The organism is Chryseobacterium sp. 1B4 (assembly GCF_036631475.1).
GTDB lineage: Bacteria > Bacteroidota > Bacteroidia > Flavobacteriales > Weeksellaceae > Chryseobacterium.
Genome location: NZ_JAPNUF010000009.1, coordinates 193,927 through 213,674, shown reverse-complemented (window position 1 = coordinate 213,674; position 19,748 = coordinate 193,927). Strand labels below are relative to the sequence as shown.

General features: G+C 37.7%; 19 protein-coding genes, 3 pseudogenes and 1 riboswitch. Of the genes and pseudogenes, 18 read left to right on the top strand and 4 right to left on the bottom strand.

Annotation, left to right across the window (positions count from 1 at the left end):
• The first annotated feature begins 155 nt into the window (after positions 1-155).
• The 9 genes from OWR28_RS20215 to OWR28_RS20175 all read left to right on the top strand — a co-directional run bounded on the left by OWR28_RS20215 (position 156) and on the right by OWR28_RS20175 (position 5,789).
• The gene (locus OWR28_RS20215; RefSeq protein WP_332388250.1) at positions 156-443 is read left to right on the top strand and encodes a hypothetical protein; all 288 of its coding nucleotides are present in this window, start codon (positions 156-158) and stop codon (positions 441-443) included.
• Between the two features lie 114 nt (positions 444-557).
• On the top strand, positions 558-1,031 hold the full coding sequence (locus tag OWR28_RS20210; protein WP_332388249.1) for a hypothetical protein: 474 nt from the start codon (positions 558-560) through the stop codon (positions 1,029-1,031).
• Positions 956-1,225, top strand: a complete 270-nt coding sequence (locus OWR28_RS20205; protein WP_332388457.1) for a DUF4129 domain-containing protein — start codon at positions 956-958, stop codon at positions 1,223-1,225. The genes OWR28_RS20210 and OWR28_RS20205 overlap by 76 nt, the downstream gene beginning before the upstream one ends.
• Positions 1,226-1,236: 11 nt before the next feature.
• Positions 1,237-2,163 (top strand): DUF4350 domain-containing protein, encoded by a 927-nt coding sequence (locus OWR28_RS20200; RefSeq protein WP_332388248.1) that lies wholly within the window; start codon positions 1,237-1,239, stop codon positions 2,161-2,163.
• Positions 2,164-2,200: 37 nt separating this feature from the next.
• Positions 2,201-2,392 (top strand): DUF4350 family protein, encoded by a 192-nt coding sequence (locus tag OWR28_RS20195; protein WP_332388247.1) that lies wholly within the window; start codon positions 2,201-2,203, stop codon positions 2,390-2,392.
• Between the two features lie 87 nt (positions 2,393-2,479).
• Positions 2,480-3,511, top strand: coding sequence for an AAA family ATPase (locus tag OWR28_RS20190; RefSeq protein WP_332388246.1), 1,032 nt, complete (start codon positions 2,480-2,482; stop codon positions 3,509-3,511).
• Between the two features lie 79 nt (positions 3,512-3,590).
• Positions 3,591-3,941 carry a four helix bundle protein gene (locus tag OWR28_RS20185; RefSeq protein WP_332388245.1) on the top strand — a complete coding sequence of 117 codons (351 nt, stop codon included), beginning with the start codon at positions 3,591-3,593 and terminating at the stop codon, positions 3,939-3,941.
• A 78-nt stretch (positions 3,942-4,019) separates the two neighbouring features.
• Positions 4,020-5,342, top strand: a complete 1,323-nt coding sequence (locus OWR28_RS20180) for a DUF58 domain-containing protein (protein ID WP_332388244.1) — start codon at positions 4,020-4,022, stop codon at positions 5,340-5,342.
• A gap of 27 nt (positions 5,343-5,369) precedes the next feature.
• Complete coding sequence (locus OWR28_RS20175) at positions 5,370-5,789, top strand: OsmC family protein (RefSeq protein ID WP_002983375.1); 420 nt, start codon at positions 5,370-5,372, stop codon at positions 5,787-5,789.
• Between the two features lie 75 nt (positions 5,790-5,864).
• Here the strand turns inward: OWR28_RS20175 and OWR28_RS20170 are convergent.
• Positions 5,865-8,477, bottom strand: a pseudogene (locus tag OWR28_RS20170) (MGH1-like glycoside hydrolase domain-containing protein).
• Between the two features lie 187 nt (positions 8,478-8,664).
• A riboswitch (SAM riboswitch) is annotated at positions 8,665-8,772 on the top strand.
• 60 nt (positions 8,773-8,832) lie between these two features.
• On the opposite strand from OWR28_RS20170, the gene OWR28_RS27220 reads away from it, so the two are divergent.
• The 9 genes and pseudogenes from OWR28_RS27220 to metF all read left to right on the top strand — a co-directional run bounded on the left by OWR28_RS27220 (position 8,833) and on the right by metF (position 18,445).
• A complete protein-coding gene (locus OWR28_RS27220; RefSeq protein ID WP_494168500.1) occupies positions 8,833-9,336 on the top strand; it encodes an alpha/beta fold hydrolase in 504 nt (167 codons plus the stop codon).
• Positions 9,228-9,779 (top strand): homoserine O-acetyltransferase family protein, encoded by a 552-nt coding sequence (locus tag OWR28_RS27215; RefSeq protein ID WP_494168499.1) that lies wholly within the window; start codon positions 9,228-9,230, stop codon positions 9,777-9,779. The genes OWR28_RS27220 and OWR28_RS27215 overlap by 109 nt, the downstream gene beginning before the upstream one ends.
• Positions 9,776-11,313 (top strand): annotated as a pseudogene (locus OWR28_RS27210) (ACT domain-containing protein). The gene OWR28_RS27215 and the pseudogene OWR28_RS27210 overlap by 4 nt, the downstream one beginning before the upstream one ends.
• Positions 11,314-11,437: 124 nt before the next feature.
• Complete coding sequence (locus OWR28_RS20160; RefSeq protein ID WP_332388243.1) at positions 11,438-12,598, top strand: O-succinylhomoserine sulfhydrylase; 1,161 nt, start codon at positions 11,438-11,440, stop codon at positions 12,596-12,598.
• Positions 12,599-12,635: 37 nt separating this feature from the next.
• The gene (locus tag OWR28_RS20155; protein ID WP_332388242.1) at positions 12,636-13,646 is read left to right on the top strand and encodes a homocysteine S-methyltransferase family protein; all 1,011 of its coding nucleotides are present in this window, start codon (positions 12,636-12,638) and stop codon (positions 13,644-13,646) included.
• Between the two features lie 82 nt (positions 13,647-13,728).
• Positions 13,729-14,208 (top strand): hypothetical protein, encoded by a 480-nt coding sequence (locus OWR28_RS20150; protein ID WP_332388240.1) that lies wholly within the window; start codon positions 13,729-13,731, stop codon positions 14,206-14,208.
• 39 nt (positions 14,209-14,247) lie between these two features.
• Positions 14,248-14,817: a fatty acid desaturase family protein gene (locus OWR28_RS20145; RefSeq protein ID WP_494168498.1), complete on the top strand. Its 570-nt coding sequence runs from the start codon at positions 14,248-14,250 to the stop codon at positions 14,815-14,817.
• A gap of 1 nt (position 14,818) precedes the next feature.
• Positions 14,819-17,478: pseudogene (metH, locus tag OWR28_RS20140) on the top strand (methionine synthase).
• A gap of 7 nt (positions 17,479-17,485) precedes the next feature.
• Complete coding sequence (metF, locus tag OWR28_RS20135; protein WP_131437569.1) at positions 17,486-18,445, top strand: methylenetetrahydrofolate reductase [NAD(P)H]; 960 nt, start codon at positions 17,486-17,488, stop codon at positions 18,443-18,445.
• Positions 18,446-18,588: 143 nt separating this feature from the next.
• Here metF and OWR28_RS20130 read toward each other — a convergent pair whose 3' ends face one another.
• From OWR28_RS20130 to OWR28_RS20120, 3 genes are read right to left on the bottom strand one after another with little or no spacing between them, the layout of a single operon-like run.
• The gene (locus OWR28_RS20130; RefSeq protein ID WP_332388239.1) at positions 18,589-18,843 is read right to left on the bottom strand and encodes a hypothetical protein; all 255 of its coding nucleotides are present in this window, start codon (positions 18,841-18,843) and stop codon (positions 18,589-18,591) included.
• Positions 18,844-18,881: 38 nt separating this feature from the next.
• Positions 18,882-19,031 carry a hypothetical protein gene (locus OWR28_RS20125; protein WP_332388238.1) on the bottom strand — a complete coding sequence of 50 codons (150 nt, stop codon included), beginning with the start codon at positions 19,029-19,031 and terminating at the stop codon, positions 18,882-18,884.
• Positions 19,024-19,737: a hypothetical protein gene (locus tag OWR28_RS20120; RefSeq protein WP_332388237.1), complete on the bottom strand. Its 714-nt coding sequence runs from the start codon at positions 19,735-19,737 to the stop codon at positions 19,024-19,026. The genes OWR28_RS20125 and OWR28_RS20120 overlap by 8 nt, the downstream gene beginning before the upstream one ends.
• Between the last annotated feature and the right edge of the window lie 11 nt (positions 19,738-19,748).

Sequence of the window (19,748 nt, the reverse complement as noted above, 5' to 3'; positions counted from 1 at the left end):
ACGATATTTAATTTCACTACATTTCTGATGTATGATTACTTTAATTCGGACAGGGGTTTTTGGGGAAGCTTAAGCTATGCTTTAAGATCGCAGTTTTCTTACCCGAATGGCAGTGAAAATCTCCCTACTGGAAATATTGGGGAGCTGCATTTGTCATGTTCATTATTATTTACATGATCACGTCAATTTTTACATTCATTCCGATGATGTTTTTCTACGGATCCCTTCTTACCACTGCGCCGGATGGAAATTTTGAACAGAATCCTTTTACGGGAATTGCAGGCATCTTGTTTTTTGTATTATACGGAATTTCAATGCTGCTTTCGTTTTTCCTTTCAAACCTGATGTATGTTAATGCGGGATTAATGTATTATGACAGCAGAACAGATCTGCATCAAAAGGTAGAACTTGCGGAAATAGACACTATCGGAATCAATGAATAGAATTCTTTTTTCTTACTGCTTTTCTTCTCTTCCGGGCTGGTTCATGCACAGGACGATACTCCCGCTTCTGATGATCTGGCAGATTCATTATATACAACAGGGCATTACAGAAATATGCTGCGTGCAGACTCTGTATTGATGAAAAATCCGGTATCGGAGAATAAGGTTTATCCGAAAACATTTAAAGAAAATATATCCTCAAGATATAAAGGAAATGAGTTCGATTATTCGGTGTCAAAACCGAGAGAATCTTTCTTTCAAAAACTGATGAGAAAAATCAACCAGATTATACGGGGGATTTTTGGTGAAACAGCTATGACTAAGTCTGCAGAATTCACCACTGTTCTTATCCGCCTTTTTGCAATTATTCTGGTAGGTTTCCTGTTGTATTTCATCATTAAATACATCATGGGAAAAGACGGAAATTTTATTTTCGGTAAAAAGAATAAAAAACTGGATATCAATGTGCAGGAACTCCATGAGAATATCCACGAGATCAATTTCCCGAAAGTATTGCCCAATTTGAGCTGTCAGGAGATTACCGTTCTGCAATACGTTATCACTTCCTGTTTATCCTTAAAAAGCTGAGTGACAAAAAACTGATCAGCTGGAATCCTGAAAAAACAAATAAGGATTATTCTGCAGAGTTAAAAACTCCCCATCTGAAAAACGATTTTTCAAACCTCTCTTATATCTTTGATTATGTCTGGTATGGCGAATTCAGTATTGAAGAAGAGAGCTATCAGAAATTTAAAAACCAGTATCAGGCATTTAAACCATAACAACAGTAACCATGAATAAAACTTTCAAAACATATGCTGCAATTTTCATCATTGTGATGATTATTCTGGCATTGCTTGAAGTTAACAAAAAAGAAACGACAGACTGGCGGAAAAACTTTGATATCAATGAAAAGTCACCGTTCGGACTGTTTGTTTTTAATAATGAAGCCAAACATCTTTTTAAGAATAATCTGAAAAAGGTAGAACAGGCTCCTTATGAATATTACAGCCAGCATAAAAAAGAGGCTCACAATATTATTGTTATTGAAAACAACCTTGATGGTGAATCGTGGAAAAAAATCCTGACCCAGGTATCCGAAGGTTCAGATGCCTTTCTGATGGTAACCCGAATGCCGAAAGAAGTTTCGGATAGTATCGGATATTATGATTCGGAAATCTCTTTCGAAGAGGAAAATGTTCTGAAACTTACGGATAAAAAATTCCAGAATGATTTCATCAGATTAGATAAATTTCCATCAGGAAGAGGGTTCTCCTTCATCAAACCTAAAGTAGAGGTACTTGGAAAAACAGTGGAAAAAAAGAATACGGATCAGGCCAACTTTATTAAGGTTAAGTTTGGAAAAGGATATATTTATGCTCATACAGAACCCCTTTTTCTGACTAATTATTATCTGCTGAAACCGGGAAATGCAAAATATGCACAGGATGTATTTTCCTATCTTCCGGATAGAGAAACCCTTTGGTTCGTTTCAAATAAAAGCTCAACATCACGTTTCTTTATGCGGTTTGTATTGTCAAATCCGGCTTTAAAATATGCATGGTGGGTATTTTTAGGAGGGCTTGTGCTTTTTATTTTCTTTAATGCCAAAAGAAAACAGAGAATAGTACCTGTAACGGAGCCATTAAGAAATACTTCCCTGGATTTTGTAAAAGTATTGGAAATCTTTATCTTCAGGAAGGTGATTTCCATGATATGATGGCGAAAAAGCTCAGTATTTTCTGAATAAAGTAAGAATGGATCTGCTGATCGATACTCAGCATCTGGATGAGGAATTTGCTAAAAAATTACAGCTGAAAACCGGAAAAACCATGGAGATGATTAATGAGGCAATAATACTTATTAAAAAAGCTCAGGATCCCTATGCCAGCGTAATGAAGGAAGATCTTACCAGAATTAATAAGCTTCTTGATGAAATATTTAGATAATATAACAAAATAATAATACGACGAGATAGCAGTTCCCCAATAATTGTTATATTGATACATTGCTAGATTGGTAAATAAAAACTTATTATGGAAAACTTTGATAACCCCAATATAGAAAACCAAAGTTCTATAGACCTTAATAAACAGGAAGAGCAGTTTCAGTCGAGAATCGATATGATTGAACTTCGCGCAAGCTTAGAGAAAGTAAAATCTGAGATCGGAAAAGTAATCGTAGGACAGGAAAAGATGATTGAACATCTTTTGGCTGCTTTACTTTCAAACGGGCACGTCTTGATTGAGGGTGTTCCGGGAGTAGCCAAGACGATTACAGCAAAATTATTGGCTAAGACCATCGATGTAGGCTTCAGCAGAATCCAGTTTACGCCGGACCTGATGCCTTCTGATATCCTGGGAACATCTGTATTTAATGTAAAAAACTCGGAGTTTGAATTTAAAAAAGGTCCTGTCTTTTCCAACTTTATCCTGATTGATGAAATCAACAGATCGCCGGCAAAAACCCAGTCTGCATTATTTGAGGTAATGGAAGAAAGACAGATCACAATGGATGGCACGCGCTATACAATGGAAGAACCTTTTCTGGTGATAGCAACACAAAACCCAATTGAGCATGAAGGAACATACCGTCTTCCGGAAGCTCAGCTGGACCGTTTTCTGTTCAAAATTAATGTAGGCTACCCTAATCTCGAGCAGGAAATCGCCATCATTAAAAATCAGCACGAAAGTAAAAAAGAAGATAAAACAGAAGGCATACACCGTGTTATCACGGCTGAACAATTAAAAAATTACCAGCATCTGGTAAAAGAAATTATTGTGGAAGCCCAGCTGATGGAATATATTGCTAAAATTATCATTAACACCAGAGAAAACCAGTTTTTATATCTTGGAGCTTCTCCGAGAGCTTCCCTGGCGCTTCTTACAGCTTCAAAAGCATTTGCAGCCCTTAGAGGAAGAGATTTTGTGACTCCTGAGGATATCAAAGAGTCATGCTACGCTGTTCTGAGACATAGAGTAATTGTATCTCCTGAAAGAGAAATGGAAGGTCTTACAGCAGATGAAATTATCCGTCAGATTTTAGAAGGAATAGAAATACCTAGATAGACCAATAGGTAGTAGATGGTAGGTAGCTGGTAGCAGTTGATTGTGAGTGAATTTTTAAATATTTACAAAATTATTATGTATGGCAAATTTTAAAGAGCTTTTAGTCTGGCAGAGATCTATTGATTTTGTTACTGAAATTTACAGAAATACAGAAGCTTTTCCTAAGGATGAGATTTACGGCTTGACATCACAAATCAGAAAGGCTGCTGTTTCTATACCCTCCAATATTGCAGAGGGAAACTCAAGGAGAAGCAAACCTGATTACCTGCAATTTTTAAAAATATCAAGAGGCAGTTGTGCAGAAGTAGAAACACAATTAATTATTTCAAAAAATCTCAAATTTTTAAAGGAAAATGAGCATTTAAAATTAAATGAAAAGATTATAGAAATATCCAAAATGTTGAACGGACTCATTAACTCATTGCAATAATATAACTGTGAGATCTATTGTGAATTCACCTAATCCTCATAACCTGCCACCTATCATCTGCAACCTGCCACCTAACCAATGAAAAACTTATACATCAATACCCGTTTCTTTTTTACGCTCGTTGGAGTGGGAATACTGTATGTTCTGGCATTTTTCTTTCCGGTGCTGATGTGGGTAGCCCATATTACACTCTTGATGTGCTTTCTGGCAGCGATGGTAGATTTTCTGCTGCTTTTTAATCAAAAGAATGCCTTACAGGTGCAAAGGATTTTGCCGGAAAAACTGTCCAACGGAGATGAGAATTTTGTAAAAATTGACATCAAAAATAATTATAGTTTCACTATAAGTACAAAAATAATTGATGAAATCCCGTTCCAGTTTCAGAAAAGAGATTTTCTGATTGAAAAACAGATTGCTTCAGGAGCCAATACTTTTTTTCAGTATTCATTAGAACCTAAGGAAAGGGGAGAGTATCATTTCGGAGGTCTGAATGTCTATGCATCATCACAATTGGGCTTCATCTCAAAAAGATTTATTTTCCAGAAGGATGCTATGCTGCCTTCTTATCCGTCCTTTATCCATCTCAGAAAATATGAGCTGATGGCCATTCAGAGTGAATTTTTATTAGGCGGAATCAAGAGGGTGAGAAAGCTGGGACATACCATGGAATTTGAGCAGATCAAAGAATATGTGCCCGGAGATGATATCAGGACTATCAACTGGAAAGCCACTTCGAAAACGAATCGTTTAATGGTCAACCAGTTTCAGGATGAAAAATCACAGCGTATCTTTATGCTGATTGATAAAGGAAGAACGATGAAAATGCCTTTCAACGGATTAAGCCTGCTGGATTATTCCATTAATGCAACCATGGCCCTGTCTCATATTATTTTGAGAAAAGGAGACAGAGCCGGAATGATGACATTTTCCAAAAAAGCTGAAAATAAAATTGCTGCCGATAATAAGTCCGGCCAGTTGAAAAAAATATCTGAAGCCCTTTATAATATTAAAACGGATTTCTTTGAAAGTGATTTCAACCGTTTGTATCAGGATGTAAAATATTCCATCAACCAAAGAAGCTTAATTCTGCTTTTTACCAATTTTGAGACGTTAGATGGATTGAACCGCCAGTTGAAATATCTCCGCGGAATTGCTAAAAACCATTTGCTGGTAGTTGTTTTCTTCAAAAATTCTGAACTGCAGACCCTGATCAACAAAAATCCGGAAAATATGCAGGAAATCTATGACGAAATCATTGCTGAAAAATTTGAGTTTGAAAAGAAACTGATCATCCAGGAACTCCGCAAATATGGAATTTATACCGTCTATACGCTTCCGGAAAATTTGAATATCGATGTTATCAATAAATATCTGGAGATAAAAGCGAGAGGAATTTTATAACTTTGCAGAAGCAATAAGCAATACAAAATGAAAATTACACTTAACAGAATAAACGACGATTTTTTATTTGAATGTACCAATGCTCAGGGAAATTCTATTCTTTTGGATAATACTTCCCAGCCGGGAGCAAAAGGTGTTTCCCCAATGGAAAGTGTGCTGATGGCAGTAGCAGGATGCAGCGGAATTGATGTAGTTTCTATTTTAAAGAAGCAGCGCCAGGAAATCAAAAGTTTTCAGGCAGAAGTAGAAGGAGAAAGAGTACAGGTAGAAGATGCAAAACCGTTTAAATCAATTAACGTTAAATTCCTTTTAGAAGGAGAAATTGATCCTAAAAAAGCATTAAAAGCTGCAGAACTTTCTTTTGAAAAATACTGTTCAGTATCAAAAACTCTAGAACCGAATGTAGAAATAGGATACGAAGTCTATGTGAACGGAGAAAAAATATAATTTTTTACCTAAAAATAAAAAGCCGGATGATTCATCCGGCTTTTTATTTACTCATTACCTATTATTCATTGCTTATTAAAAGGTAAGTCTTGGTTTTATCAGTTTCGCAACAGTGGCAGTCCATCCTGTTTGGTGGGAAGCTCCTACGCCCCGGCCGTTATCTCCGTGGAAATATTCAAAGAATGTAATATAATCTCTGAAATGTTCATCATAATTGAATTTTGGATTATCTCCATTGAACGCTCTTTTTCCATTTTCATCCTTTAAAAATATAGAACAAAGTCTTTTGCTGATGTTTTGAGCTACTTCATCAAGATTTCTCTTATCTCCGCTACCTGTTGGAAGCTCTACTTTCAGACTGTTTCCATAATAATAATGGAATCGCTGCAGACTTTCCACAATCAGGAAGTTGATAGGGAACCAGATGGGGCCACGCCAGTTACTGTTTCCGCCAAACATACGGCTGTCACTTTCTGCCGGGGTATAATAGACCATATTTTCCGTTCCATGCACAGAAAATACAAACGGATTTTCTTCGTATACCTTAGACATGGCCCGGATTCCGTAGGTACTTAAAAATTCTTTTTCATCAAGCATTCTGGTCAGAACTTTGGTAAGTCTGTTTTTGCGGAGAATACTCATAAGGTGTTTTCTCCCATGTCCTTCTTCATCCCAGTGAGAAACGAGTTTGGTAAGCTCCGGCTTATTTTTTAAGATCCATTCCATTCTGCTTCTGAAATTCGGCATCTTTTCCAGTAGACGGTGGTCTACAATCTCAACAGCAAACATGGGGATTAAGCCAACAATACTTCTTAATCTTAAAGAAACACTGTCTCCGTTTCCAAGCTGCAATACATCATAAAAATCCGTCTTCCTCATTCCACAGACCTTTCGTTCCTTCACCCAGATTTTCCATCGCTTCAGCGATGTAAAGATAATGTTCAAAAAACTTGATGGCCATATCCTCATACACCTGGTAATACTGGGCAAGTTCCATCGCAATACGCATCATATTCAATGCATACATGGCCATCCAGCTGGTTCCGTCTGCCTGTTCAAGATGCTGGCCGTCTTTTAAAACCATATTGCGGTCAAAAGCCCCGATATTATCAAGACCAAGGAAACCGCCTCCGAAAATATTTTTCCCGTTTTTATCCTTTCGGTTCACCCACCATGTAAAATTAAGGAGCAGCTTCTGGAAAACTTTCTCTAAGAATAATAAATCCGGTTTTCCGTTGTTCTTTTCATCAATCTTAAAAACACGGAAGCATGACCATGCATGCACAGGCGGATTCACATCACTCATATTCCACTCATAAGCGGGAAGCTGTCCGTTAGGGTGCATGTACCATTCTTTCGTAAGTAATAACAGCTGCCCTTTGGCAAACTCCGCATCAATGATGGAAAAAGGGACGCAGTGAAATGCCAGATCCCATGTGGCATACCACGGATATTCCCATTTATCAGGCATGGAAATAATATCTTTATTATGAAGATGATTCCATTCCGTATTTCTTACATATTCACTAAAGTTTCTTGGCGCTTCAAAGTTCGGATCACCTTTCAGCCATTTCCCGATATTATAATGATAGAACTGTTTGTTCCAGAGAAGTCCGGCAAATGCCTGTCGCTGCACATTTCTTTCATCTTCATTCACGGTATCGCTCTGAATCTCCTGATAAAACTCTTCAGCTTCAGCCTTTCGGGTATTGAAAATTTCATCAAATTTTTCAAAAGGTTCATCGTTTTCTTCAGGACATAACCTGAATTCAAAAACTTTTGATTCACCTGCAGCCACAACTTCATCAATGAGAAAAGATGCTTTGGTTCCTCTTTTTTCAGGATTTACAGTGTCTCGTCCGTGAATTATAAAATCATTGATTCCGTCTTTAAAATAAGAATTATCTGTTTTAGGAGTACCGTAAAGTTTTGGAGTATTTGTTTCGTTTTCACAGAATACACTTTGTGCATTTGTATTTCTGGAATACAGTTTTTTAATTGAAATACTGTCGTGGCCAATGGTAATACTTCCATCCTGAGAAGCACTCAGCTCTGCCTTGTAGGTATTATATCCCCATTTCCAATTGTTTCTGAACCATGCAGTTGGTGCCACCACAATAGGAGCTTCATGCTGGCTTCGGTTGCAGACTGTCACTCTGGTCAGAATATCATTGTGATCAGCTTTACAGTATTCAATAAAAATATCGAAATACTCATCATTATCAAAAATCCCGGTATCGAAAAGCTCATATTCCGGTTCTTTTTTACTGCGCTTTCCATTCTCAATAAGAATATCATCATACGGAAACTCATTGATCGGATATTTATACACCATCTTCATATAGCTGTGAGTAGGTGTATTATCCAGATAATAAAAGATTTCTTTAATGTCTTCTCCATGATTTCCCTGAGGGTTGCTCAATCCGAAGAACCTTTCTTTTACCATTTTATCTTTTTGTTCCAGAATGAAAAAGCAAAGCATAAAAGCTGCTTTACATCAGAAATTCCGGCAATCCCTTCTTCACCCCAGCGGTAGGCATAGCTTTCTGCATTATTATGATTGGTAAAATTCCAGGCATTCCCGTTCGGGCTATAATCTTCGCGTACATTTCCCCACTGCCGGTTGCTTACATAAGGTCCCCAGTTTTTCCATTTGGTATCTTGTAATCTTTCTTTTTCGGCGGTCATATGTCATCATTTTTCCATACGAAGTTAGTTTTTTTGAGAAGTAATTCCAATTTTTTTCATCTGAATAATTATTAATATGGCGTTGAAATGCTTGTATTTAAGGGCTTTTTTAAATATTAAAATAATTTTTTTTGAAATTAAAAGAAAAGAACTACCTTTGCACCATTCGTTCATTCAAATATTGAAAATGTTATCAAGAAAGGTTGAGGGATTAGACCCTGTGAAACCTTAGCAACCCTTTGCGCAAGTAAAGAAGGTGCTACGTTCTACCAAAATAATTTTGGACAGATAACTTACTGAAGTTCTTTTCAGCCATTTCCTGTGGCATTTTCAATTGTATTTAAATATAATAGAATTGAAAACAGAACTAAACTATATTAATCTTACGTATCAAACAAATTCCCAAAAGGAATACCATATCCCGTTAAGCTATCAGCTTTTTGGGAAAGATCTGTTTACAGCCCCTGTCATCTTAATCAACCATGCCCTTACCGGAAATTCAAATGTATCCGGAGAGAAAGGCTGGTGGAAGCAGCTGGTAGGAGAAAATCAGATTGTTGATACCGATCAATACACAGTTCTGTGTTTCAATATACCCGGAAACGGTTATGACAATTTTTTAATTAAAAACTATGAAGACTTTACTCCTTCAGATATCGCTGCGATATTTCTGAAAGGGCTTGAAGCTTTACAGATCAAAAAACTATATGCCATTATCGGGGGCTCTCTGGGGGAGGAATCGCCTGGGAAATGCTTGCACAGCAGCCGGATCTTGCAGAGATATTTATTCCCATTGCCTGCGATTACAGAACGCACGACTGGCTTCATGCGCAATGTCTGGTTCAGAAATTCCTATTAAATGATAAAGAAGAACCATTACAGAAAGCAAGAATTCATGCCATGTTGTGTTACAGAACACCGCAGTCACTCAATGAAAGATTTCAAAACCAATATAACCAGGAAAAACAACGCCTGGAATCAGAAGACTGGTTGGTTTATCATGGTAATGCTCTAAACGAAAGGTTTAGTTTACAAGCTTACAAACTGATGAACCATCTCCTGATGAATATAAATGCTGATGAACCATCTCTGGAAACCATACAGGCACGAATGCACATGATCTCCGTAGATTCAGACTTATTTTTTCCGGCTTCTGAGATCCGGATGTGTTTTGAAAACTTGAAAGAGAAAAATAAGAATGTTTCTTATCACGAGATCCAATCTATACACGGGCATGATGCCTTCCTAATGGAATATCAACAATTAAATAATATCATAAAAAACATTTTACAGGAGAAATGAAAAATGCTAACGAAATAAAATTTTTGAAGAACAGATCAATCGTCAAGTTTGAAGGAGAAGATTTTCTGGGAGAAATCGGGATTGACGGACGAATTTTTAAAGCACTTACCTTAGCGCGTATCAGTGTAGGAGTAATCTCTCAACAAGCGGTAGAAAACGGAATTTCTATCCTGGTTCATGAAAATGATGCAGAGAAAGCAGTCGCTTGTCTTATCGATGAATTCGAAGCGGAAAGAAAATCAGGAAAAGTTTCCCAGATCTATAGTATTAATAATGTTTCCGTGATCGGTTTTGTAGCGGAAGATTTCAATAAGGTCTTTGCTGAGCTGGCAAGAAACAATGTTTTCCCGTTGCTTTTAAACCAGGTGGCAGGAGAAAACAGAATTAATATCGTAGTGACTTCTTCCCAGGATGAAAAAACAAGAAATATCATAGAATCTGAAATTTTCAAAAAGCCAAAGACGGTTCATCTGGCAATCATTGGTCACGGAAACGTAGGAAAGACCCTGATAGAGCAGGTACTTGAATCTGCAGAAGAAATTAAAAAGCGTAAAAAAATAGACCTTAAAGTAGTTGCAGTAGCCAATTCAAAGAAAATTGCCTTCAACAAAAAGGATTTGATGCCAATTGGGGTGATGAGGTTTTAACCGCTGAGCATCCATCGAATGTAGAAGAGTTAATCAATTTCTCCAACGAAAATCAACTCGAGAACCTGATCGTTGTGGATAACACGGCAAGCAAAGACTTTGTCAAGAATTATCATGCCCTGGCAGAAAACGGTTTCGATCTGGTTTCTTCCAACAAAATTTTCAATACCCTTCCGATAGAAGAATACAGAAAACTAAGATATACGTTGAACAAAAATAACAGACGTTATCTGTATGAAACTAATGTTGGTGCAGGATTACCGTTAATTGATACCATCAAATTATTACACCTTTCAGGAGAAAACATCACCAGAATCAAAGGTGTATTCTCCGGAACATTAAGCTATGTTTTCAACAATTTTTCTTTGAGAGACGATAAATTTTCAACCATTATTAACGAAGCTTTGGAAAAAGGATATACAGAACCGGATCCAAGAGAAGATCTGTCAGGAAATGATGTTGCAAGAAAATTACTGATCCTCGCCAGAGAATTAGACCTGATCAATGAATTTGAAGATATCAGAATTCAAAATCTTGTTCCGGAAAGCTTACTTGAGGTTTCAAAATCAGAATTCCTTTCCAGACTTGAAGAGCTGGACGAAGAATACCAGAAAATAAAAGAGAACCAGGAACCTGGACATGTCTTGAGATATGTAGGCGATTTGCACGGTGATTTGCAGAAAGATAAAGGTGAGCTGGATGTAAAACTGGTTTCTGTTCCTGCAACTTCTGCATTAGGGCAGCTGAAAGGTTCCGATTCAATCTTTGAAATTTATACAGAAAGTTACGGAGAAAATCCGATCGTTATTATGGGAGCCGGAGCCGGAGCACAGGTAACAGCAAGAGGTGTATTCGGGGATATCTTAAGAGTAAGTGAAACTAAATAATATTTAATGTAACAATCTATCAATCTAGCAGTGTAACAATTACTGCAATTGCCATTCTGAACATAGCGAAGAACCTTGTTGGTAAACTGTTACATTGATACACTGCTAAATTAATTAAAACTATATGGAAAATTTTGAAACATCAGCAATAAGAACCCAGACTGAAAGAACCCAGTTTGATGAACATTCTACGCCATTATATCTGACCTCCAGCTTTATATTTCAGGATGCGGAAGATATGAGGGCAAGCTTTGCAGAAGAAAAACCTAAAAACTTATACAGCCGTTTTTCCAATCCGAATGTAACAGAGTTTACAGATAAGATTGCTAAAATGGAAGGGGCAGAAGCAGGATATGCCTTTGCAACAGGAATGGCAGCCATCTATTCTACATTTGCAGCTTTGTTGAATGCGGGGGATCATATTGTAAGCTGCCAGTCGGTTTTCGGGTCTACACACACTTTGTTTACCAAATATTTCCCTAAATGGAATATTGAGACTTCTTATTTCAAGGCAGAAGATGCAAAGAATGTTGAACAGTATATCCAACCCAATACAAAGATCTTATACCTTGAAACTCCTACCAATCCTGCTATTGAAATTCTGGATCTTGAGTTCTTTGGAAAGATTGCCAAAAAACATAATCTTATCTTTATTGTAGATAACTGTTTTGCAACACCTTATCTTCAGCAGCCTATCAAATATGGTGCAGATATTGTTGTACATTCAGCAACGAAACTGATTGACGGACAGGGAAGAGTATTAGGAGGAATAGCAGTAGGAAAAGAAGACCTGATCAGGGAAATTTATCTTTTCGCAAGAAATACAGGGCCTGCATTGTCTCCTTTTAATGCCTGGGTATTATCAAAAAGCCTGGAAACATTGGCAATCCGTGTAGAAAAGCATTGCGAGAATGCCTTGAAGGTAGCAGCGTTTTTAGAAAACCATCCGAATGTAGAACTGGTAAAATACCCATTCCTGAAATCCCATCCGAGTTATGAAGTAGCCAAAAAACAGATGAAACTCGGTGGAAATATCGTGGCATTTGAAATAAAAGGCGGAATAGAAGGCGGAAGAAACTTTTTGGATAAGATACAGATGTGTTCGCTGTCTGCCAACTTAGGTGATACAAGAACAATCGTTACACACCCGGCATCTACAACACACTCCAAGCTATCGGATGAAGAAAGGAATGAAGTAGGGATTACCGCAGGATTGGTACGTTGCTCTGTAGGATTGGAAAATGTAGAGGATATCATTGCGGATCTGAAACAGGCTTTAGATTAATTCAAACAATTATCGGCCTTACTCAAAATAGATAAAAATGAAAAATTCAGAACAATTATATAAAGCTCTGTCAGAAAGAATTTTAATTCTTGACGGTGCCATGGGAACGATGCTTCAGAGGTATAAGTTTGAAGAAGAAGATTACCGTGGAGAGCGTTTCAAAGACTGGGAACATCCGGTAAAAGGAAATAATGACCTGCTTTCTCTGACACAGCCTCAGGCTATTGAGGAGGTTCACAAGAAATATCTTGAAGCAGGGGCAGACATCATTGAAACCAATACATTTTCGGGAACTACCATTGCCATGGCAGATTATCATATGGAGGATCTGGTATATGAACTGAACTATGAGTCAGCAAAGATTGCCAGAAAAGCCTGTGATGAATACACTGCAAAAAATCCGGACAAGCCGAGATTTGTAGCGGGATCTATAGGACCTACCAACAGAACGGCAAGTTTAAGTCCGGATGTTAATGATCCGGGATACAGGGCTATTACTTTTGAAGAATTGAGAGTCGCATACAAGCAGCAGTGTGAAGCGTTGTTGGATGGCGGTTCGGATATTCTTCTGGTAGAAACCATATTTGATACTTTGAATGCAAAAGCTGCCTTATTTGCTATTGATGAACTGCAGGATGAAAGAGGAATTAAAATTCCAATTATGGTTTCAGGAACCATTACCGATGCTTCGGGAAGAACATTGAGCGGACAGACAGCGGAAGCTTTTCTGATTTCTGTTTCACACCTGAATTTATTAAGTGTGGGGTTCAACTGTGCATTGGGCGCAGATCAGCTGACTCCTTATCTTGAAACACTGGCTCATAATTCAGAATTCTATGTTTCAGCATATCCTAATGCCGGCTTACCGAATGCTTTCGGAAAATATGATGAAACCCCCGAAGATATGGCGAGACAGATTAAAGAATATGTTGAGAAAGGACTGATCAATATTATCGGAGGATGCTGCGGAACAACACCTGAACATATCAAAGCAATTGCAGAGCTGGTGAAAGATTATCCACCGAGAGAATTGAAGGAATTTGTGTGATTTGATAGATTTTTTTAATTAAAATCAAGAAGGAAGGCTGGATTATAAATGTTAACTTTAAGTAAACCACAAAGTTAAATATATGGAAAAGCCAATTTATTTGAAAGATTCGGAGGATGTCAGATTATTTAATGAGCTTAGAAAGAAAGTGAACAAAAGGGTAGAAGCCATTTCTGAGAACAGGGATATTTATATCCAGGTCAAAGCGGTAATACTCCCACTGGTTTATATTGGCTTATATTTTCTGGCTGTTTTAAATGCTGAAAAGCATTGGATCTATATTCTGAGCTTTGTATTGATGGGAATTTCTCTGGTTTTAATTTATTTAAACTTAATCCACGAAGCTGCCCATAATAACATCTATAAAAGTAAGCGACTGAATGGGCTGGTTCTTCACATTTTTGATTTTATAGGAGCCAATTCCTATATCTGGAAAAAGACATATTGCAAGCCACCATGCTTACCCAAATGTAGATGGATGGGATACGGATATCGAACAGAGCGGATTGCTCCTGATCGTTCCATGGATCAAGGCAAAAGGGATTCAGAAGTATCAGCATAAGTTCTTTTTTTAGTATATCCGCTGTATTTGTTCAACTGGATGTTTATAAGAGACTTCCGGGACTTTTTTGATAAGGAAAGAGTGATTTTAAAAACCCAGGGAAGAATACCGGTTGTTGAAAAAGTGAAAATGGTGAGTTATAAGCTGTTCTATTTCTTTTATCAGATTGTAGTGCCTGTTGTGTTCTTTAAAGTATCAATAGGGCTGGCCTTAGGAGCGTGGTTTTTACAGGTAATTTCAGCAAGTATTTTTGCATTGTTTGTACTGCTGCCTTTGCATCCGCTTCCTGATAATGCCTTTCCGAGGTTAAATAAAGAGAACGGCCTTCCGTTCAGCTGGCTTCGCCACCAATTGGAGGTGACCAATGATTTAACAGAAAATAACTGGTTTGTAAGAAATGTATTGGGAAACTTTAATTTTCATGTAGCCCATCATTTGTTTCCAAACTACAGTTATATGTATTACAACGAAATTACTGAGGAAATTGAGGAATTTGCTAAAGAACACAATTTAGCTTACAAAAGATTTCCGTTGATTACAGCTTTAAGTAAGCATAGGGATTTATTGAGGCAGAATGCCAATAATGCCTACTATATTTTAGAAGAATAAAATGAAGTATTTAAGATTATCAGGCCTTGAGCCTCTTATCATAACACCGGAGAGTAATTTCATCAATGTTGGTGAAAGGACCAACGTTGCCGGTTCCAAAAAATTTTTAAGACTGATTAAAGAGGAGAAATTCTCCGAAGCATTAGATATTGCCCGCCATCAGGTAGAAGGAGGCGCCCAGATTCTGGATGTGAACTTCGATGATGGGTTGATCGATGGGAAAGCTTCCATGATCAAATTCCTTAACTTAATTGCCTCTGAACCGGATATTGCAAGAATCCCGATTATGGTAGACTCTTCCAAATGGGAAATCCTTGAAGCCGGACTTCAGGTAGCTCAGGGAAAGTGCGTAGTAAATTCTATCAGTTTAAAGGAAGGAGAGGAAGAATTTATCAAACATGCCAAAGCCATTAAAAGATACGGAGCGGCAGTTATTGTAATGGCATTTGATGAGGTGGGACAAGCGGACAACCTTGAACGAAGAATTGAGATTTCAAAAAGATCCTATGACATTCTGGTAAATCAAATTGGTTTTCCTGCTGAAGATATCATTTTCGACTTAAATATCTTCCCAGTGGCAACAGGAATGGAAGAACACAGGAGAAATGCCATCGACTTTATTGAGGCCACACGCTGGGTAAGACAAAATCTTCCTTATGCCTCTGTAAGCGGGGGAGTGAGCAATGTTTCCTTCTCCTTCCGCGGAAATGATACCGTAAGAGAAGCAATGCACTCTGTATTCCTTTACCATGCAATTCAGGCAGGAATGAATATTGGTATTGTAAACCCGGCTATGCTGGAGGTTTATGATGAAATCAATAAAGAATTACTCGAGCTGGTGGAAGATGTAATCCTGGATAGAAGAGATGACGCTACAGAAAGGCTTCTGGACTATTCCGAAAAGCATAAATCTGTAAAAAAAGAAAAGACTGAAGACTTGGAATGGAGAAATAATCCATTGCAGGAAAGAATTACCCATGCCTTGGTAAAAGGAATCGACCGTTTTATTGAGGAAGATGTTGAAGAAGCAAGGCTATTGGCTGAAAGACCCCTCCACGTTATTGAAGTGAATCTGATGACAGGAATGGGAGTGGTAGGAGATTTATTCGGAAGCGGAAAAATGTTTCTTCCACAGGTGGTAAAGTCAGCAAGGGTAATGAAAAAGCGGTGGCTTATTTACAGCCTTTTATTGAAGCAGAAAAAGACGGAACAAAACCCGCCAATGGAAAAATATTAATGGCAACAGTAAAAGGAGACGTTCATGATATCGGTAAAAATATTGTGAGCGTTGTTTTGGGTTGCAACAACTATGAGATCGTTGACCTTGGAGTAATGGTGCCTGCCGAAAAGATTATTCAGACTGCCATTGAAGAAAAAGTAGATGTTATAGGATTAAGCGGACTGATTACCCCAAGTCTGGATGAAATGGTGTATATCGCATCAGAATTAGAAAGACAAAATTTAGATTTCCCTTTATTGATCGGTGGTGCTACCACTTCAAAAGCACATACCGCAGTGAAAATCGATTTAAAATATAAGAATGCCGTTGTTCATGTTAATGATGCTTCAAGAGCTGTAAATGTGGTAAGTGCATTGCTAGGGGACAGAAATAAAGAATATGTTTCGGATTTAAAGAATGATTACTCTGAATTCAGAGAGAAGTTCCTGAACAGACAGGTAGATAAAGATTATGTCTCCATCGGAGAGGCAAGAGAGAACCGTTTTAAAATTGATTGGGAAAACGAAGAAATTTTTACTCCGAATAATTTGGGAATACAAATAATCGAGAACCAGGACCTGAATGAACTGGTTCCTTTTATCGACTGGTCTCCGTTTTTCAGAAGCTGGGACCTCCATGGGAAATATCCGGATATTCTGAAAGATGAGGTTGTGGGTGTTCAGGCCAAAGAATTATTTAAAGATGCTCAGGTTATTCTGAATAGGATTCTGGATGAAAAACTGTTGACGGCAAAGGCTATTTTCGGAATATTTAAAGCCAATTCCAATGACTCTGATGATATTCTGATTTTTGATGAAAATAATAATGAAAAAGCAAGATTTTTAACTCTTAGGCAGCAGGCTCAGAGATCAAAAGGAAAAGATTATCTGGCATTAAGTGATTTCATTGCTCCTCAAAGCTCGGGAAAAACTGATTATATGGGAGCATTCTGTGTAACAACAGGTTTTGGAACCGATGAACTGTCCGCTGAATATGAAAAAGCCAATGATGATTACAATTCCATCATGGTAAAAGCATTGGCTGACCGTTTTGCGGAAGCCTATGCCGAATTCCTGCATAAAAAAGTCAGAACAGAATACTGGGGATATGCCAATCAGGAAAATTTAAGCAACGAAGAACTTATTGCTGAAAAATACAAAGGAATCCGCCCGGCGCCGGGATATCCGGCCTGTCCGGACCATCTGGAGAAGAAAACAATCTGGGAACTTTTAAAAGTAGAAGAAAATACAGGCGTTTTCCTTACAGAAAGCCTTGCGATGTTCCCGACGGCATCTGTTTCCGGATACTATTTTGGAAGCCCGCATGCCAAATATTTCGGATTAGGAAAAATGACGGAAGACCAGCTTGAAGATTATGCAGCAAGAAGAGGCTGTAGCATTCAGGAAGCGAAAAAATGGTTGTCACCAAATTTAGCAGATTAACATTGACATGAAGATAACAGAACACATTAAAAATGCAAATGGAAAAACTTTATTCTCTTTAGAAGTTGTTCCGCCACAGAAAGGAATCGGGATTGAAGATCTGTATACAAATATAGATCCGTTAATGGAATTCAAACCCCCTTTCATTGACGTTACAACATCCAGAGAAGAATATATATACATCGACAAAGGAAATGGCCTTATGGAACGCCGTATTACAAGAATGCGTCCTGGAACCTTAGGAATTTGTGCGGCCATTCAGCATAAATACAATGTGGATACAGTTCCACACCTTCTTTGCGGAGGATTCACAAAAGAAGAGACAGAATATCTGCTGGTAGACTGTATGTACCTTGGGATAGACAATGTAATGGCCTTAAGAGGAGATGCGATGAAAGGACATCAGTATTTTGAGCCTACCCAGGGAGGTCATGCCAGTGCAATGGATCTTGTCAATCAGATTAATGATCTCGGAAGAGGAAAATATCTTCATAACGAAGAACAGGTCAGTGATGAATTAAATAAATTCTGCATTGGTGTTGCCGGTTATCCGGAAAAACATATGGAAGCCCCTTCTATGAATTATGATCTTAAATGGCTGAAACAAAAAGTAGATGCCGGAGCAGATTATATTGTAACCCAGATGTTCTTTGACAATAAAAAGTACATCGAATTCGTTCAGAAAGCAAGAGAAATGGGCATTACTGTTCCAATTATTCCGGGAATCAAACCTATTGCAACAAAGAAACACCTGAAAATCCTGCCACAGGTTTTCAAAATAGATCTGCCCGAAGAACTGATTAATGAAGTGGAAAACGCAAAAAATAATGAAGCGGTAAAACAGATCGGAATAGAATGGGCCATTACCCAATGCAAAGAGCTGCTGGACTTTGGAGTTCCTGTTCTGCACTTTTACTCAATGGGGAAAAGTGATAATATTAAAAAAGTAGCCGGTGAGCTATTCTAATAAAAGTACCAAAATGAAGGAACCCTGCTTTAAAAAGCAGGGTTTTATTTTAATTATAACTTCCACAGAAATGTAATAGAAGCAAATTGAAACTTTGCGGTAAATATCCTAAAGCATCCGGAAAAAACTTCCAGCTTCCTTACTCAAAGATTAGGATGCCTTTCAAACTCCTTATTCCTGTCAAACAAATACCGGTAAGTTGCCAGCTTTCGGGTAACTGTTGTATCAAGAGTTTCCGCAATCTTGATCATTTTAGGATTAAAATCACCAATCCACTGTAATTCTGTAGTCGTAAAATCCGTATGTTTTCTCAAATGTTGGGTTCCTTCCCAGATCATATACCCGTCAATCCCTTTCTTCTGCCATTCAGGAACAACGCCAAAAACAAGTCCCACCATTTTCTCATTCTTCTTAAACCTCTTTAAAAACAGAAATTTTAGCTTTTCAAAATACCAAACCTTCCATTCAAATACTTAAACCACTGGTTGAGGTCCGGAATATTGATCCACATCGCGATAGGTTTCTCGTTTTCATAGACAAACCAGGAAATATGTTCATTGATGATAGGTTTCATCGTGTTAAACATTTTCAGAACTTTTGCTTCTTCCAGATGCTTTCCTCTCCATGAGACGCCCATGCTTTATTATAAATCTCTGTAAAATCCTTTGCAAACTTCTGCAGATTATTTTTTTCATAGGTTGTGCAGAAATTGCAGGATTCCTTCTGTTCTTTTCATGAGCAATCGTAAAAATCCGTGAAACTTCTGCAAAAACAGGTCTGGTAAAACAAAGCTGTTCAAAATAAATCTTAAATCCGTAATTTTCAAAAAGATCTTTGTAATAAGGGAAATTGTAATTCATCCCAAACAGAGGCTCAATAAATCCTTCAATTAAAAGTCCCCAGAACTTATCTCTTTCTCCAAAATTGATAGGGCCGTCCATTGCTTCCATCCCTTTTTCCTGAAGCCAGCTTTTGCAGTAGTCAAAAATGAAATCTGCTGTTACCTGATCATTGATGCAGTCGAAAAAACCAATTCCTCCGGTACGTTGTTTTTGCTCATAACAGCCATTGATGAAAACAGCTACTTTACCAACCGTTTTATCATTCCTTTTAAACAGAAACCTCTTGCATTCCCCGTTTTTAAAGAATTTATTCTTTTCAGGATCAAAAATTTCCTCAATATACTTATCTAAAGGCCGGATATAATTTTTGTCATCCCGGTAAAGGCGGGCCGGGAATTCCAGAAATTCCCTTTTATGGAGATGGTTTTGTACTTCTTCGGCAATAATCATATGCTTTTAAT